At 75.0% G+C, this 14,664-nt stretch carries 13 protein-coding genes; 7 read left to right on the forward strand and 6 right to left on the reverse strand.

Annotated elements, in window-relative coordinates; translation table 11 throughout:
- Positions 1 to 242: 242 nt before the first annotated feature.
- Complete coding sequence (locus M2302_RS23550) at positions 243 to 773, reverse strand: GNAT family N-acetyltransferase (protein ID WP_280840014.1); 531 nt, start codon at positions 771 to 773, stop codon at positions 243 to 245.
- A gap of 220 nt (positions 774 to 993) precedes the next feature.
- On the opposite strand from M2302_RS23550, the gene M2302_RS23555 reads away from it, so the two are divergent.
- The 3 genes from M2302_RS23555 to groL all read left to right on the forward strand — a co-directional run bounded on the left by M2302_RS23555 (position 994) and on the right by groL (position 4,242).
- A complete protein-coding gene (locus M2302_RS23555) occupies positions 994 to 1,197 on the forward strand; it encodes a cold-shock protein (RefSeq protein ID WP_280840015.1) in 204 nt (67 codons plus the stop codon).
- A gap of 103 nt (positions 1,198 to 1,300) precedes the next feature.
- Positions 1,301 to 2,344 (forward strand): hypothetical protein, encoded by a 1,044-nt coding sequence (locus tag M2302_RS23560; protein ID WP_280840016.1) that lies wholly within the window; start codon positions 1,301 to 1,303, stop codon positions 2,342 to 2,344.
- A gap of 275 nt (positions 2,345 to 2,619) precedes the next feature.
- Positions 2,620 to 4,242, forward strand: coding sequence for a chaperonin GroEL (gene groL / locus M2302_RS23565; RefSeq protein WP_280840017.1), 1,623 nt, complete (start codon positions 2,620 to 2,622; stop codon positions 4,240 to 4,242).
- Positions 4,243 to 4,304: 62 nt separating this feature from the next.
- Here groL and M2302_RS23570 read toward each other — a convergent pair whose 3' ends face one another.
- The 3 genes from M2302_RS23570 to M2302_RS23580 form a co-directional block, all read right to left on the reverse strand.
- On the reverse strand, positions 4,305 to 4,547 hold the full coding sequence (locus M2302_RS23570; RefSeq protein WP_210773766.1) for a hypothetical protein: 243 nt from the start codon (positions 4,545 to 4,547) through the stop codon (positions 4,305 to 4,307).
- 149 nt (positions 4,548 to 4,696) lie between these two features.
- Positions 4,697 to 5,617: a GNAT family N-acetyltransferase gene (locus M2302_RS23575; protein ID WP_280840018.1), complete on the reverse strand. Its 921-nt coding sequence runs from the start codon at positions 5,615 to 5,617 to the stop codon at positions 4,697 to 4,699.
- A gap of 46 nt (positions 5,618 to 5,663) precedes the next feature.
- The gene (locus M2302_RS23580) at positions 5,664 to 8,177 is read right to left on the reverse strand and encodes a S8 family serine peptidase (RefSeq protein WP_280840033.1); all 2,514 of its coding nucleotides are present in this window, start codon (positions 8,175 to 8,177) and stop codon (positions 5,664 to 5,666) included.
- A gap of 239 nt (positions 8,178 to 8,416) precedes the next feature.
- On the opposite strand from M2302_RS23580, the gene M2302_RS23585 reads away from it, so the two are divergent.
- Together M2302_RS23585 and M2302_RS23590 are read left to right on the forward strand one after the other, a co-directional pair.
- Complete coding sequence (locus M2302_RS23585) at positions 8,417 to 10,234, forward strand: glycerol-3-phosphate dehydrogenase/oxidase (protein ID WP_280840034.1); 1,818 nt, start codon at positions 8,417 to 8,419, stop codon at positions 10,232 to 10,234.
- 76 nt (positions 10,235 to 10,310) lie between these two features.
- Positions 10,311 to 10,823 carry a hypothetical protein gene (locus tag M2302_RS23590; protein ID WP_280840019.1) on the forward strand — a complete coding sequence of 171 codons (513 nt, stop codon included), beginning with the start codon at positions 10,311 to 10,313 and terminating at the stop codon, positions 10,821 to 10,823.
- Between the two features lie 31 nt (positions 10,824 to 10,854).
- On the opposite strand, the gene M2302_RS23595 is transcribed toward M2302_RS23590, so the two are convergent.
- On the reverse strand, positions 10,855 to 12,255 hold the full coding sequence (locus M2302_RS23595; RefSeq protein WP_280840020.1) for an FAD-linked oxidase C-terminal domain-containing protein: 1,401 nt from the start codon (positions 12,253 to 12,255) through the stop codon (positions 10,855 to 10,857).
- Between the two features lie 35 nt (positions 12,256 to 12,290).
- On the opposite strand from M2302_RS23595, the gene M2302_RS23600 reads away from it, so the two are divergent.
- The gene (locus M2302_RS23600; RefSeq protein WP_154941551.1) at positions 12,291 to 12,563 is read left to right on the forward strand and encodes a DUF4031 domain-containing protein; all 273 of its coding nucleotides are present in this window, start codon (positions 12,291 to 12,293) and stop codon (positions 12,561 to 12,563) included.
- A gap of 123 nt (positions 12,564 to 12,686) precedes the next feature.
- Here M2302_RS23600 and M2302_RS23605 read toward each other — a convergent pair whose 3' ends face one another.
- Complete coding sequence (locus tag M2302_RS23605) at positions 12,687 to 13,322, reverse strand: metal-dependent phosphohydrolase (protein ID WP_280840021.1); 636 nt, start codon at positions 13,320 to 13,322, stop codon at positions 12,687 to 12,689.
- 65 nt (positions 13,323 to 13,387) lie between these two features.
- On the opposite strand from M2302_RS23605, the gene M2302_RS23610 reads away from it, so the two are divergent.
- Positions 13,388 to 14,647: an FUSC family protein gene (locus M2302_RS23610; RefSeq protein ID WP_280840035.1), complete on the forward strand. Its 1,260-nt coding sequence runs from the start codon at positions 13,388 to 13,390 to the stop codon at positions 14,645 to 14,647.
- Positions 14,648 to 14,664 lie beyond the last annotated feature (17 nt).

The following is a 14,664-nucleotide window of genomic DNA, read 5'->3' on the forward strand; positions in this document are numbered from 1 at the left end:
GGTCCAGGTCGGGGTTTCCGGGGGAGCCCGCCCGCTCCAGGCGGTCAGGCGTGATCCTTCCGCGGGCGGGCTCCCCCGGAAACCCGTGCGGGGTGCGCTTGGGGCGTCGCTGCCGGGACCGGGGGTGTGGCTCATCGGGGTGCTGCCCTGCGTCGTGTCCCCTGTCCCTGGGCGGGCCGGGCACTGCCTCCAGCGGGGTGTGGCTCGTCGGGGTGCTGCCCTGCGTGATGTCTCCGGTGGGGTCAGGCGGGGCGGCGCATCTGGAGTTCGCGCATGGCGGGGACGGTGGGGTGCGGCACGCGTACGCCGGTGTCGGTGAAGCCCAGCCGCTGGTAGGCGCGGTAGGCGCGGTCGTTGCCGACCACCACCTCCAGCAGCAGTTCCGGGCGGCCGGCGGCGCGGGACCAGGCGGCCACCCCGTCGATCAGGTCGGCGAGCAGGCCGCTGCCCCGCCAGGTGGGGGTCACGTAGACGGCGTAGACGACGGTCAGGCCCGGCTCGTCGGGGGAGACGGTGCCGCCGGCGTGGCCGACCAGCCGGCCACCGGGGTCGGCGACGAACTGTGCGGTGTGGTCGCCCCGGGAGACCGCGGCGATCCGGGCCGCGTAGTCGGCGTGCGGGCGGGCGGCGGCCTGGGCGACGGTCTCCAGGAACGCCAGCGGCGCGTCCGCGAGCATCTCCAGCCGCAGCGCCCGCATCCGGGCGGCGTCCTCGGGGCGTACCCGGCGGACGGTGGCTCTCCGGGCTTCCGGCGGGGCCGGGGCAGGTGTCATGTCCGCATGCATACCGCAGCGACCACCGCCGATGGACGGACGGTCGGCGGAGCACCGGAATATGCCCGATTTGTGGTCGTGCGCGGCCGTCACGCCTCGTGTAGCGTGCGATTTCGGTCACCGATTCAGCGGCCCTCACCGATCGCCGAAGCGGTGGTCCTCCGGTGCCGGTCCGCCGGCCCGGGGTCGTGGAACGCCGCGCAGAGTGAGGAAGTGCACCGTGGCACAGGGCAGCGTGAAGTGGTTCAACGCCGAGAAGGGCTACGGCTTCATCGCCGTCGACGGCGGCCAGGACGTCTTCGTCCACTTCTCCGCCATCGAGATGGACGGCTACAAGGCGCTGGACGACGGGCAGCGGGTGGAGTTCGACATCGCCCAGGGCCAGAAGGGCCCGCAGGCCGAGCGGGTGCGCGTCATCCCCTGAGTCGCGTCCGGTTCCGCTCGTCGGCCGGCCCCCCACGGGGCAGCGGCGCGGGCGGGCACCAGGGAAGATCGTGGGCCGATCCAGCCGTCGCTGAGGAGTGCTCATGTCCGACCAGTCCCCGTCGGGTCCGCCCGGACCCGATCCCGTGGACCCGCCCGCGCCGGGCGGCCCGGTCGGGCCCGCCGGCCCGTACCAGGGCTGGGTCTTCCCGCCCACCGGCGGCTACCCGCCCGGCGCCGACCCGTACGCCGGCTTCCCGCCGGGCTACCCGCCGTACGCCGGCCACCTGCCGTACGGCTGGCCGGCCGCCGGCGGCTGGGACCCGGCCGACCCGCTGGTGAACCCGCCGCACGCCGGCGTCGACGGCTGGTTCACCCGGTGCGCCGGCGCGCTGCGTCGGGGCTGGCGCACGCTGCTGCCGATCATGCTGCTCACCCAGGCGCTCCCCGCCGCAGTGGTCTCGATCATCTCCCTCGGGCTGGAGCCGTCCTCGCAGGTGCCGGCCGACGGCTCGCTGCCCCCGGGCTACCTGGGTGACTTCCTCACCTTCGGCGGCGCGACGCTGGTCGCCGTCCTGCTGCTGTACCTGGTGCAGAGCGTGGGTTGGGCGGCCGGCACCTGGGTGGTCACCCGGCAGGCGGCCGGTGAGCCGGCCGACCTCGGCGGCGCGCTGCGCTACGGCCTGCGCCGGGCGCCCGGGCTGTACGGCTGGACCCTGCTGGTCGGCCTGCTCGTCACGGTCGGTCTCAGCTGCTGCGTGCTACCCGGCGTCTACCTCGCCTTCGCGCTCGCCCTGGCCGGCCCGGTCTACCTCTTCGAGCGGCAGAACCCGATCGGCCGCTCGTTCCGCTTCTTCCACGACCGGCTCGGCATGGTGCTGGGCCGGGTCGGGCTGGTGGCGGTGGTGGTCGTCCTCGGCGGCGTGCTGGGCGTGGTGCTGGAGGCCGTCGGCACGGCGCCGCTGGGCACCGACCCGTTCGCGGCGCCGGGCACCGCGGTGGGCGCCGTCGTGGTGGTCACGCTGGCCGCGGTGCTGGTCGTCCCGGTCTACCTGGTCCAGCTGGTCGGGCTGGTCGTGGCGTACGCCGAGCAGCGGGCCCACGAGGGGCCGGTGAACGCCGCGCAACTGGCGGCGGAACTCGGCTGACCGGCCCGAGTGCGCTTGCACTCGGCAGGGGAGAGTGCTAAACAAGTCATTGGCACTCGCATACCGTGAGTGCCAGTGGTCGGGACGGTGGGGCCAAGGTTCCAGCGGCGTTGGAGACGCCGATGGGGCACACGGCCGGTCGTCGCGGGCTATCCGGCCCGGCCGAAGGACGTCGTCGTCGCCAGGTGGCGACGTCCCAAGGTGCGTACACCAGGCGGCCCATCCGGGGCACAAACACTCGGGTGGCCCGTGAGTGTCCAGGAGGACAACGCCGTATGGCCAAGATGATCGCGTTCGACGAAGAGGCGCGCCGCGGCCTCGAGCGGGGCATGAACCAGCTCGCCGACGCCGTGAAGGTGACGCTCGGCCCCAAGGGCCGCAACGTCGTGCTCGAGAAGAAGTGGGGTGCCCCCACCATCACCAACGATGGTGTGAGCATCGCCAAGGAGATCGAGCTCGAGGACCCGTACGAGAAGATCGGCGCCGAGCTGGTCAAGGAGGTCGCCAAGAAGACCGACGACGTCGCCGGTGACGGCACGACGACGGCGACCGTCCTGGCCCAGGCCCTGGTTCGCGAGGGCCTGCGCAACGTGGCCGCCGGCGCCAACCCGATCGCCCTGAAGCGGGGCATCGAGGCCGCCGTGGCCAGCGTCTCGGAGGAGCTGCTCAAGCTCGCCAAGGACGTCGAGACCAAGGAGCAGATCGCCTCCACCGCCTCCATCTCCGCCGGTGACAACACCGTCGGCGAGATCATCGCCGAGGCGATGGACAAGGTCGGCAAGGAAGGCGTCATCACCGTCGAGGAGAGCAACACCTTCGGCCTGGAGCTCGAGCTCACCGAGGGCATGCGCTTCGACAAGGGGTACATCTCCGCGTACTTCATGACCGACCCGGAGCGTATGGAGGCCGTCTTCGACGACCCCTACCTCCTGATCGTCAACAGCAAGATCTCGTCGGTCAAGGACCTGCTCCCGATCCTGGAGAAGGTCATGCAGTCGGGCAAGCCGCTGCTGATCATCTCCGAGGACATCGAGGGCGAGGCCCTGGCCACCCTGGTCGTCAACAAGGTCCGGGGCACCTTCAAGTCGGTCGCCGTCAAGGCGCCGGGCTTCGGTGACCGCCGCAAGGCCATGCTGGCCGACATCGCCATCCTCACCGGTGGCCAGGTCATCAGCGAGGAGGTCGGCCTCAAGCTGGACGCCGTCGGCCTCGACATGCTGGGCCGCGCCCGCAAGGTCGTGGTGACCAAGGACGAGACCACCATCGTCGACGGTGCCGGCGACGCCGAGCAGATCCAGGGCCGGGTCAACCAGATCCGGGCCGAGATCGACCGGAGCGACTCCGACTACGACCGCGAGAAGCTGCAGGAGCGCCTGGCCAAGCTGGCCGGCGGTGTTGCGGTGATCAAGGTCGGCGCGGCCACCGAGGTCGAGCTCAAGGAGCGCAAGCACCGCATCGAGGACGCTGTCCGCAACGCGAAGGCCGCCGTCGAGGAGGGCATCGTCCCGGGTGGTGGCGTCGCGCTGGTGCAGGCCGGCAAGACCGCCTTCGACAAGCTGGACCTGACCGGCGACGAGGCGACCGGCGCGCAGATCGTCAAGATCGCGCTGGACGCCCCGCTGCGGCAGATCGCCGTCAACGCCGGCCTCGAGGGTGGCGTGGTCGTCGAGCACGTCCGCAACCTCGAGCCGGGCCACGGCCTCAACGCCGCCAACGGCGAGTACGTCGACCTGCTGGCCGCGGGCATCATCGACCCGGCCAAGGTGACCCGCTCGGCGCTGCAGAACGCCGCGTCGATCGCGGCGCTCTTCCTCACCACCGAGGCCGTCGTGGCGGACAAGCCGGAGAAGACCCCGGCCGCCCCGGCTGGTCCGGGTGGCGGGGACATGGACTTCTGAGTCCAGCTCCACCAACGCCGAAAGGGGCGGGCCGCGCGAGCGGTCCGCCCCTTTCCGTCTCCTCAGGGCAGGCTGCGCTGGTTACGCCGCTTCTGCGCCCGGTCGTACGGCGGGCGGATGGCGACCGGCTCGTCCACCACGGTCACCAGCTCCTCGGCCTCCGGCTCGTCGACGCCGGTCATCTCGGCGAGCTGCTCCGCGTCGCCGTAGTCCCGCCGGTCGAACGGCACCGCGATGGGCGGGTCGCCGACCGGAGCCCAGGTGCGGGGCACCGGATCGTCGGTCTGTTCGTCGTCCGTGGTCATGGGTCGCCTCCTCTACCGAAACGGTAGGGGGCGGCCATCGCACATGCGGGCGAATGGCATTATCAGGGTCTATATCCCATTCGCCCGTTTATCGATATCTCGCGGTCTTTCCCGGGGCGCGCGCCGCGCCCGTCCGGCCGGCAGGGCCGTCAGAGCGTGCGGCGGTACAGGAAGAAGACCCGCTCGATCCGGGCGCCCGCGCTGCCGGAGTAGAACGGCACCGGGCCCACCCAGCCGATCTGCGCCGCGCTGATCCCGGCCTCGTGCTGGTCGCGCAGGCAGCGGCGCAGCAGCACCCCGCCGATGCCCGAGCCCGCCGCCGCCGGCGCGGTGCCCATCGGCCCGAACCAGCTCGGCCGCGACGAGCCCCAGGCCGCGAAGCCGAGGATCTCGCCGTCCCGCTCCGCGAGGTGGCAGCCTGCGTCGGCGCGGCCGACCGAGCCGGCCAGCTCGCCGTCCCAGGCGCCGCCGAAGGTGGAGCGGGCGAACGCGGCCAGCGCCGGCAGGTCCGCCGGCTCCGCCCGGCGTACCGACACGCCCTGGCCGGCCAGCCTCGCCTCCGCCGGCTCCGTCGTGCGCAGCGCCGGCGACCCGTCGTACGACAGGTCGGCGGTCATGTTCCAGGCCGTACGGTCCTGCCGGTAGCCGAGCGCCAGCGCCAGGCAGACCGCCGGGGTGTACCGCACGTCGATGCCCGGCCAGGCGTAGTACGGCGGGTTCCCGGCCAGCAGCAGCTCGGCCGCGCCGAGGCCGGCGAGCCGCCGTTCCGCCTCGGCCACCAGCGCCCGGCCGACCCCCCGGCGCCGCCACTGCGGCGCGACGGCCAGCAGGTCCACGTGCCCGAGGCGCTCCTCCGCCGCCGAGACCGATCCGATCAGCACCCCGACCAGTTCGTCCCCCGCGTACGCCCCGACCGCCAGCACCGTCCGGTCGGCCGCGGCCCGGGGCCAGAGGGCGGTGACCACGGACTCCGCCTCGGCGGCGTCCTCGGGCAGGTCGAGCGCGCGTCCACAGAGCGCGACGACGGCGGGGACCCGGTCGGCGGGCAGGTCGGCGAGGGTGAACTCCATGGTGGCCGACCCTAGATCAACCACCACGGGTGGGCGCAAGACCCGATCAGCCGGCCCGGGCCGCCCGCACCGCCGCGTACGCGTCGACGAGGCCCGCACCGGTGATGTTCGCGTCCCCGCCGCAGGCGTCCTGCGGTGCGCGGGAGCGGTAGCTCGGCTGCGCGGGCCTCGCCGTCTCCCGCAGGATCCGGCGGGTGCGCTCCAGGTCGCCGACGAGCGCCGGGTTCGCCGACCACATCAGCGCCACCACGCCCGCCACCTGCGGCGTCGCCATCGAGGTGCCGTCCAGGGTGGCGTAGCCGCCGCCCGGCATCGCGGAGAGCACGCCCGCGCCCGGGGCGAGCACGTCCGGCTTGGCCGCGCCGCCCGGGGCCGGTCCGCGACTGGAGAAGAGGGTCACCCGGCGGTTCCGGTCCACCGCGCCGACGGTCAACACGTCCGGGTACGGCGCGGGCGGGTCGGCGATCGAGCCGCAGTACGGGCCGGTGTTGCCGGCCGCCGCGACCACCAGGATGCCGGCGGCGGCCAGCGCGTCGGCGGCGGGCCGGAGCGCCCGCGGGTCGCACCCCTCGATCGGTGGGCAGCCCCAGGAGTTGGTCAGCACGTCCGGCGCGCGCGCCGGACGGCCGTCGGTGAACGGGTCCCCGCCGGACGGGAAGGGGGCCAGCATGAACTGGAGGCAGTCCAGGTAGTGCGCGGGGCTGCCGAGGTTGCGGTCGAGGTTGACGCAGCCCACCCAGCGCGCGCCCGGGGCGACCCCGATGCCGTCCCGACCCACCGCGCTGCCCACCGTGTGGGTGCCGTGCCCGCCCGCGTCGTTCGGGGAGCGGGTGCGGTCCCACGGGTCGTACCAGGAGTCGTCGCCGCCCCGGAAGCCGTCGGCCAGCGCCGGGTGGCGGCCGTCCACCCCCGAGTCGGAGCTGCCGACCACCACGCCGGAACCGGTCACCCCCAGCTCCGACCAGACCCGGTCGGCGCCGAGCAGCCGGATGTTCCAGGCCGGGCCGGCCGGCGCCGGCGCGTTGCCGGAGGTGGTCGGGGCGGGGGCGGGCAACGGCCGTACCCGCTGGCTGAGCAGCACGCGGGAGACCTCGGGACGGCCCGACAGCCAGGCCCGCACCGCCGGACCGCCGTCGATCTCGATCGCGTTGACCAGGTAGTACGGCCTCGGGCTCAGGCGCAGCCGGGACAGCTTCCGGCGCAGGTCGCCCTGGGTCCGCTCGGCGGTGGCGACCAGCCGGCGGTACACCTCGGCGGCGCGCGCGTCCCGACCGGCCCGGCCCGGCGTACCGGCCGGGATGCCGGTCAGGTCGGCCTGCTCGCGCAGCACCACCAGCAGCCGCTCGCCGTGCAGCCCGGGCTGCCCGGGGACCACGTCGACCACCCCGACCGCGGCCAGCAGCACGCCGGCGGCCAGCACGGCCACCCGCCGGCTGGGCGTGACCGCCCGGGGCCGGGCCAGCAGGACGCCGTACCCGACGGCGAGCAGGACCGCGACGCCGAGCCCGGCGACCGCGGCGGCGGCCACCCAGAACGGCACGTCGCGGGTGGTGGCCAGGAGGACCGAGACCTCCTCCGGGTCGGCCAGGGCGAGCGGGCCGAACAGCGCCAGGCCGACCAGCCAGCGGACCGGTGCTACGGCCCGGGTGCCGGCCTGGCGGGTGGCCGCGTACAGGGCGGCCAGGGTGAAGGCGACCGGCGGCACGGCGAGCAGGGCGGGCAGTTGGGCCCCGGACTGGCCGGTGCCGGCGGCCAACAGCAGCAGGGTGACCCCGCCGACCAGCCCGCCGAGGAACACCAGCCGGGCGGGCCCGGGTGGCTCGCCGCCCCCGAGCCGGCACCAGAACCGCCCGTCGAGCAGCACCCCGGCCAGCGCGCCGAGCGCCGCCGCGGCCAGTGCGGCGAGCACGGTCTCCAGCAGGCCGCCCAGCGCGCCGAGCCAGGCCCAGGGGAGCAGCAGGGCCAGCCCGGCGGCCACCGCGAGCAGGGTGACTGGATCGGGCCAGCGGCCGCCTGTCCCGCCGGTGGCGCTCGCCCGCCGCCCGGTGTGGGATGCGCCGTCCGGTGCGTCGGGAGTGGCCGCAGGCCCGGGCTCGCCGTCCGGTGCATCGGGGGTGGTCGCCGGCTCCGGCTCGCCCCCTGGTGCAGCGGGGGTGGCCGGCCCGGGCTCGCCCCCCGATCCGTCGGGCAGGGCGCGGCGTCGGGCCGGCAGCCGGGCGGCGACCAGGGCCAGCCCGGCGGCGGTGGCGGCCAGCGCCGCCAGGTAGAGCTCGTGGTGTACCGGCGGGAGGGCACGCAGCGCCCCGAGCGCGCCGAGCGCCAGCGCTCCGGCCAGCCAGGCCCGGCCGGTGCCCCGCAGCGCCGGGGACCGGGGGAGCAGCGCCAGCAGCAGGGCCGGCAGGCCGACCAGCAGGACGCCGGCCAGGGAGACCACCGGCCAGAGCCACGGCCACCGGTCCAGCCCGCTGGCGAGCCGTACCTGGTCGACGGACCAGCCGGCGACCTGGAGCAGCACGGTGGTCGCCACCGTCCAGCCGCCCGCCAGCACGGCCGCCACCACCGCCCAGGGGTTGGCGGACCGGGTGGTCCCGTCGCTTCCGGTGGGAGGTGGCTCGGGCCGCATCCGGAAACAGTACGACGCCCGACCCGCCCCCGGACGTCCGTGCCGTCCCGGCGTGCCCGGATCGCGCGAACCCCGTCGCGCGGTGGGTGATCAATGCCTCTCCCTGCCCCTGGCGGGGGACAGGACCTGCTGCCCGGGCCCCGGGCGGTTACGGTGGACCCGTGCGCGACCCCAACGTGACCCGATCCGCCGCCGGCCAGCTCTCCCCGGAGCGCCGCGCCGCGGACCTGCGCCGCCTCCGGTCCGAACGGTTCGACGTGCTGGTCATCGGTGGTGGGGTGACCGGGGCGGGCGCCGCGCTGGACGCCGCCTCCCGGGGGCTCAAGGTGGCCCTGGTGGAGGCCCGCGACTACGCCGCCGGCACCTCCAGCCGGTCCAGCAAATTGATCCACGGCGGCCTGCGCTACCTGGAGCAGTTGGAGTTCCACCTGGTCCACGAGGCGCTCACCGAGCGCGGCCTGCTCGCCACCCGGCTCGCTCCGCACCTGGTCCGGCCGGTGCCGTTCCTGGTGCCGCTGCCCGCCGGCCGTGGCCTGCGGGACCTGCCGGCCCGGGCGTTCCGCCGCTCCTACTACGGTGCCGGCGTGGCCGCGTACGACGCCTTCGCCGGGGTCTTCGGCGGTGGGCGGGGGATGCCGCTGCACCGGCACCTGACCCGCGAGGGCGCCCGCCGGATCTTCCCCAGCCTGCGGGCCGACTCGCTGGCCGGCGCCATCCGCTACTACGACGGCCAGGTCGACGACGCCCGGCTGGTGGTGACCCTGGCCCGCACCGCGGCCAGCCTGGGCGCGACCGTGGTGAGCAGCGCCCGCGCGGTCGGGCTGATCCGGCAGGCCCGCGAGGTGACCGGGGTCCGGGTCCGCGACCTGGAGGCACCCGCCGGTTCGCCGGACGCCGAGTTCGAGGTACGCGCGCGCACCGTCATCGGGGCCACCGGCGTGTGGAGCGACGACATGTCGCGGATGCTCAACGACGTCGGACTGCGCCCCGGCATCCGGGTGCGGGCCTCCAAGGGCGTGCACCTGGTCGTCCCCCGCTCGGCGATCACCGGCGAGACCGGGCTGATCCTGCGCACGGCCACCAGCGTGCTCTTCGTCATCCCGTGGGGCGGGCACTGGATCATCGGCACCACGGACACCGACTGGCGGCTGGACCGGTCCCACCCGTCCGCCTCCGCCCGCGACATCCAGTACCTGCTCGATCAGGTCAACACGGTGCTCGACCGGCCGCTGTCCACGGCGGACATCGAGGGCGTCTACGCCGGGCTGCGCCCGCTGCTCGCCGGTGAGGCGGACTCCACCTCCAAGCTCTCCCGCGAGCACGCCGTCTTCGAGCCGATGCTGGGGCTGCTCCTGGTCGCCGGCGGCAAGTACACGACGTACCGGGTGATGGCCTCCGACGTGGTGGACCGGGCGGTCCGCCGGCTCGGCGGCGGTCGCCCCTCGCGCACCGCCGACCTGCCGCTGCTCGGCGCCGACGGCTACCAGGCCATGTGGCGGGACCGGGCCGACCTGGCCCGCCGGCACGGGGTGCCGGTCGGCGTCGTCGAGCACCTGCTGGAGCGGTACGGCACGCTGACCCGGGAGCTGCTGGCCCTGGTGGACGCCGACCCGCTGCTCGCCTCGCCGCTGGCCGGCGCGCCGGAGTACCTGGCCGCCGAGGTGACGTACGCGGCCCGCGCCGAGGGGGCGCTGCACCTGGAGGACGTGCTGACCCGGCGTACCCGGATCTCCTTCGAGACCACCCATCGCGGCCTGGAATCGGCCGGGCACACCGCGGAGCTGATGGGCGCGGTGCTCGGCTGGGACGCGGCCACCCGCGAGCGCGAGATCACCCACTACCAGGCCCGGGTCGAGGCGGAGCGGGAGTCCCAGCTGATGCCGGACGACGCCACCGCCGACGCGGCCCGGCTCGGCGCGCCGGACGTGCGGGGCTTCGCCGCCGACCGGGGCGTCGACGGGGACAGCGCCGGGCTGCCCACCTCGTCCCGTTGACCGACCGTTACACCCATCGATGCCCATCCGGTCGGCGGGTACCGGTCGCTACCTACGGTGGGGTAAGTTCCGGCGCGTGGTTCCCAACCAGTGGTCACGCATGCTCATGGTCTGCGCCGGTGCCGTCCTGACGATCGCCCTCACCGCCTGCTCGGTGTTCGACCGGGGCACGGACTCCACACCGGACAAGGCCGCGGCGGCGACGGCCTCCCCCGGCGCCGGAGCGGCCAACCGGGTCAGCCTGGTACAGAAGCTCGGTCAGGACGGTCCGCTCCGGTCGCTCAACGTCGAGCCGGACGGCCACTGGGAGTGCGACGACTGCGCCGGCGACGGGGTGACCTCGACGGGCAGCCTCGACCCCGAGCAGGTGAAGCGGCTGCACGACCTGCTCGCCGACCCGCGCCTGCGTCAGGAGACCGACGAGGCCCGCCGCTACCGGGTCAGCTGCATCGACGCGCTGACCTCCAGCCTGCTCACCTCGGCCGGCCTGATCACCTCGCAGGACTGCCCCGGCGAGGATCGGCCGCCGGTGGCCAACGAGATCCTGCTGCTGCTCACTCAGGCCACCCCCGCCGAGCCCACCGCCTGACCCGCCCCCGGGCAGCGGCGGGCCCCGCGCCTCAGAGCACCTTGCCCGGGTTGAGCAGCCCGGCCGGGTCGAGCGCCGCCTTGATCGCCTGGTGTACCCGCACCCCGACCGGACCGATCTCCCGGGCCAGCCAGTCCCGCTTGAGCAGCCCGACGCCGTGCTCGCCGGTGCAGGTGCCGCCGAGGTCCAGGCCCAGCCGCATGATCTCGTCGAAGGCGCGCCGGCCGCGCTCCAGGCTGGCCGGGTCCGCCCGGTCCACCACGATGTTCGGGTGCATGTTGCCGTCCCCGGCGTGCCCGACGACGCCGATCGGCACGTCGCAATCCTCGGCGATCCGCGCCACCCCGTCCAGCAACGCCGCGAGCGAGCCGCGCGGCACCGCCACGTCGTCGATCACCAGACCGCCGTTGCCGCCGGGGAAGGCGTCCGCGGCGAACTTCTCCATCGCCGGGTGCGCCAGCCGGCGGGCCTGGAGCAGCGCGGCCGCCTCGACCGCGTCGGTGGCCGCGTACACCTCCTCGGCGCCGGCGGCCTCGCACACCTCGGCCAGCCGGGCCAGGTCGTCCGCCGCCCGCGCGCCGGTGTCCGCGGCGGCCAGCAGCAGCGCCTGCGCGTCGGTCCGCAACCCCATCGGCCGGTACGCCTCGATCGCCGCCAGGTGGGTCCGGTCGAGCAGTTCCAGCAGGCTGGGGGTGAGCCCCCGGGCGGCGATCTGCGCCACCGCGGTGCCCGCCTCGGCGGTCGAGCCGAAGACCGCCACCATGGTCAGCGACTCCTCCGGCGCCGGGCGCAGCGAAACGGTGATCTCGGTGAGCACCCCGAGGGTGCCCTCCGAGCCGACGAAGAGCCGGGTCAGGTCGTAGCCGGCGACCCCCTTGGCGGTGCGCCGGCCGGTGCGCAGCACCTCGCCGGAGGCGAGCACCACCTCCAGGCCGAGCACGTACTCGGTGGTCACGCCGTACTTGACGCAGCACATGCCGCCGGCGTTGGTGGAGACGTTGCCGCCGATGGTGGAGGACTCCCAGGAGCCCGGGTCCGGCGGGTAGTAGAGGCCGTGCTCGGCCACCGCCGCCGCCAGCCGCGCGTTGACCACGCCGGGCTGCACCACGGCGATCCGGCTCACCGGGTCGATCTCCAGGATGGCGTCCATCGCCACCGTGCTGAGCACCACCGCGCCGTCGATCGCGTTCGCGGCGCCGGCCAGGCCGGTCCGGGCACCCTGCGGCACCACCGGTACGCCGTGCCGGGCGGCGGCCCGGACCACGGCGGCCACCTGCCCGGTGTCGCGCGGGCGGGTCACCACCAGCGGCGTACCGGCCGGGCACAGGTCCGCCTCGTCGCGCTGGTGCATCCGGAGCAGATCGGGGTCGGTGAGGACGGCGTCGTCGCCGAGCGCCGCACGCAGGTCGTCGAGGAGGGGGGATCCGGCCATGCGGGAGAGGCTAACCGGCGGCTAGATTGGCCGCCATGCTGTACCTGGACCGGCCCGCCTGGCCGTCGCGGGGACGGCTCTGGTCGCACCTGATCAGCGACGTCTCCCTTGCGGAGCTGCACGCCTTCGCCGAGGCGCTGGGCGCACCCCGGCGCGGCTTCGACCGCGACCACTACGACATCCCCGCCGAGCGCTTCGCCATGGCCGTCTGGCTCGGGGCCCGGGTGGTCCCGAGCCGGGAGCTGGTCCGCCTGCTCCGCGACGCGGGCCTGCGCCGCCCCAAACACCTGACCCGCCCCGCCCGCTGACCCCCGTCGCCCCGGCCCGGCGCCGCCGCGGTTCGCGGCGTGTCGCGGTGTCCGGCCGCGCGGAGACCGCGACCCGCCGCGAACCGGGAGTGGATCATGCCGCCGGGTGGCCGGGCCGGAAGGTCAGGCGAGGGTGGCGAGTTCGCGGGTGAGGTTGGCGCGGGCCGGGTCGGTCCAGCGGGCCGCGAGCGGGGGGAGCCGGTAGAGGGCGGGGAGCGCGAGCAGGGCGGTCAGCACGCGGGCCCGGCCGGCCCGGAAGTCGGGCTCCGGCACGTGCGCGTACTCCGCGCGGATCGCGGCGGCGTACGCGTCGTACTCCTGCCGGGGTGCGGCGAGGATCGCCAGGTCGGCGTCGCAGAGCAGGGCGCCGTCCCGGTCGCCGGCGGTGGTGGCGTGCCCGGCGGTGAGCAGCACCAGCCGGCGCACCTCGGCCACCGCGGCGGCCGGCAGCCCCAGCGCGGTCAGCAGCGTGCCGGCGAGCGCGGCGCTGTCCCGCTCGTTGGCCTCGCCGGCCGCGTGGGGGTCGTAGACCGCGTCGTGGCACCAGGCGGCCAGCCGGACCAGGTCCGGCCGGTCGGCCAGCTCCGCGTACCCGTCGACCACGTCGAGCACGGCGGTCAGGTGCCGCACGGTGTGGTAGCGCCGCTGTGGCTCCCGCCATCGGGCCAGCAACTCCTCGCCGGCCCGGACCAGCGCCGGCCCGTCCGGGGCGCCGGCGTCCCGCGCGGCCATCCGCCAGCGGTCGATCAGCTCCGTCACCTCGCCGAGTCTGCCCGAGCGGGCGGGGATGAACCGCGCCGGTACGGGTAGTCCCGGCCATGGCCGTGGCCCGGGACCGACGACTACCGCTGTGGCGTCGGCTCGGCCGGCGCGACGGTGAGTCCGACGTCGACTCGATGCGCATCGCCGACGCGGTGGAGGAGCTGCGGCATCGCAGCCGCGCCACCCTGCACGACCGGTTGCACCGGGTGCGGATGGCTCTGGGCCTCGCTCTTCAGGCCGGGGTCGCCGCGGCGCTGGCCTGGGTCGTCTCCCACGAGTTCCTGAACAATCCGCAGCCGGTCTTCGCGCCGATCTCGGCGGTCGGCACCCTGGCCGCCTCGGTCGGCCAGCGGCTGCGCCGCACGGTGGAGCTGATCATCGGGGTCGCGGTCGGGGTCTTCCTCGGCGACGTCCTGATCTACTTCCTCGGTACCGGGGGATGGCAGCTCGGCCTGGTGGTGACCTCGGCGATCCTGCTGACCATCTTCTTCGGCGCCAGCGTCGCCATCGTCATCCAGGCCGCGGCGACCGCGGTGCTGATCGTCACGCTCAGCCCCTCCACCCAGGACCTGGAGATACCCCGCTTCATCGATGCGTTCATCGGCGGCGGCATCGCCCTGCTGGTGACGGCGATCCTGCTGCCGCTGAACCCGCTACGCGTGATCAACCGGGCCGCCCGGCCGGCGCTGGACCTGCTCGCCGCCCAGCTCGACATCACCGCCGAGGCGCTGCGCAACCGGGACCGCGGCAGTGCCCAGCGGGCCCTGGAACGGCTCCGCGAGAACAAGGAGGAGCTGGCCAACTTCAGCGAGGCGATCGAGGGTGCGAAGGAGACCAGCACCCTCTCACCGGCCCGCTGGCACCGGCGCAGCGAGCTGACCCACTACGCGGAGGCCGCCGACCCGATCGACCGGGCCATGCGCAACAGCGGCACCCTGATCCGGCGCGCCGTCACGATGATCGAGGACGAGGAGCCGGTGCCGGATCCGCTGCCGGACGCGGTGGCCCACCTCGCCGAGGTGGTGCGCCTGCTCCGGCACGAGTTCGCCGTCGGTGAGGAACCGGAGAAGGCCCGGGAACGCTCGTTGCGCGCGGTCAGCGAGGCCGGCCGGGCCTACGCGGAGGGCGTCGGCTTCTCCGGCAGCGTGGTGGTCGCCCAGGTGCGTACCACCGCCAGCGACCTCCTGGTCGCCTCCGGCATCGACCAGGAGGAGGCGAACCGGCTGGTCCGGAGGTCCTTCGGCGACCAGGAGAAGCCGGCCGGCGAGCCGGCGGAGCGGCAGGGCACCTCGAGGCCCCCCACCGCCCCGCCGATCGGCTGAACCCCGCCCGCACCGGT

Source organism: Micromonospora sp. A200, assembly GCF_029893845.1.
Taxonomy (GTDB): domain Bacteria; phylum Actinomycetota; class Actinomycetes; order Mycobacteriales; family Micromonosporaceae; genus Micromonospora; species Micromonospora purpureochromogenes.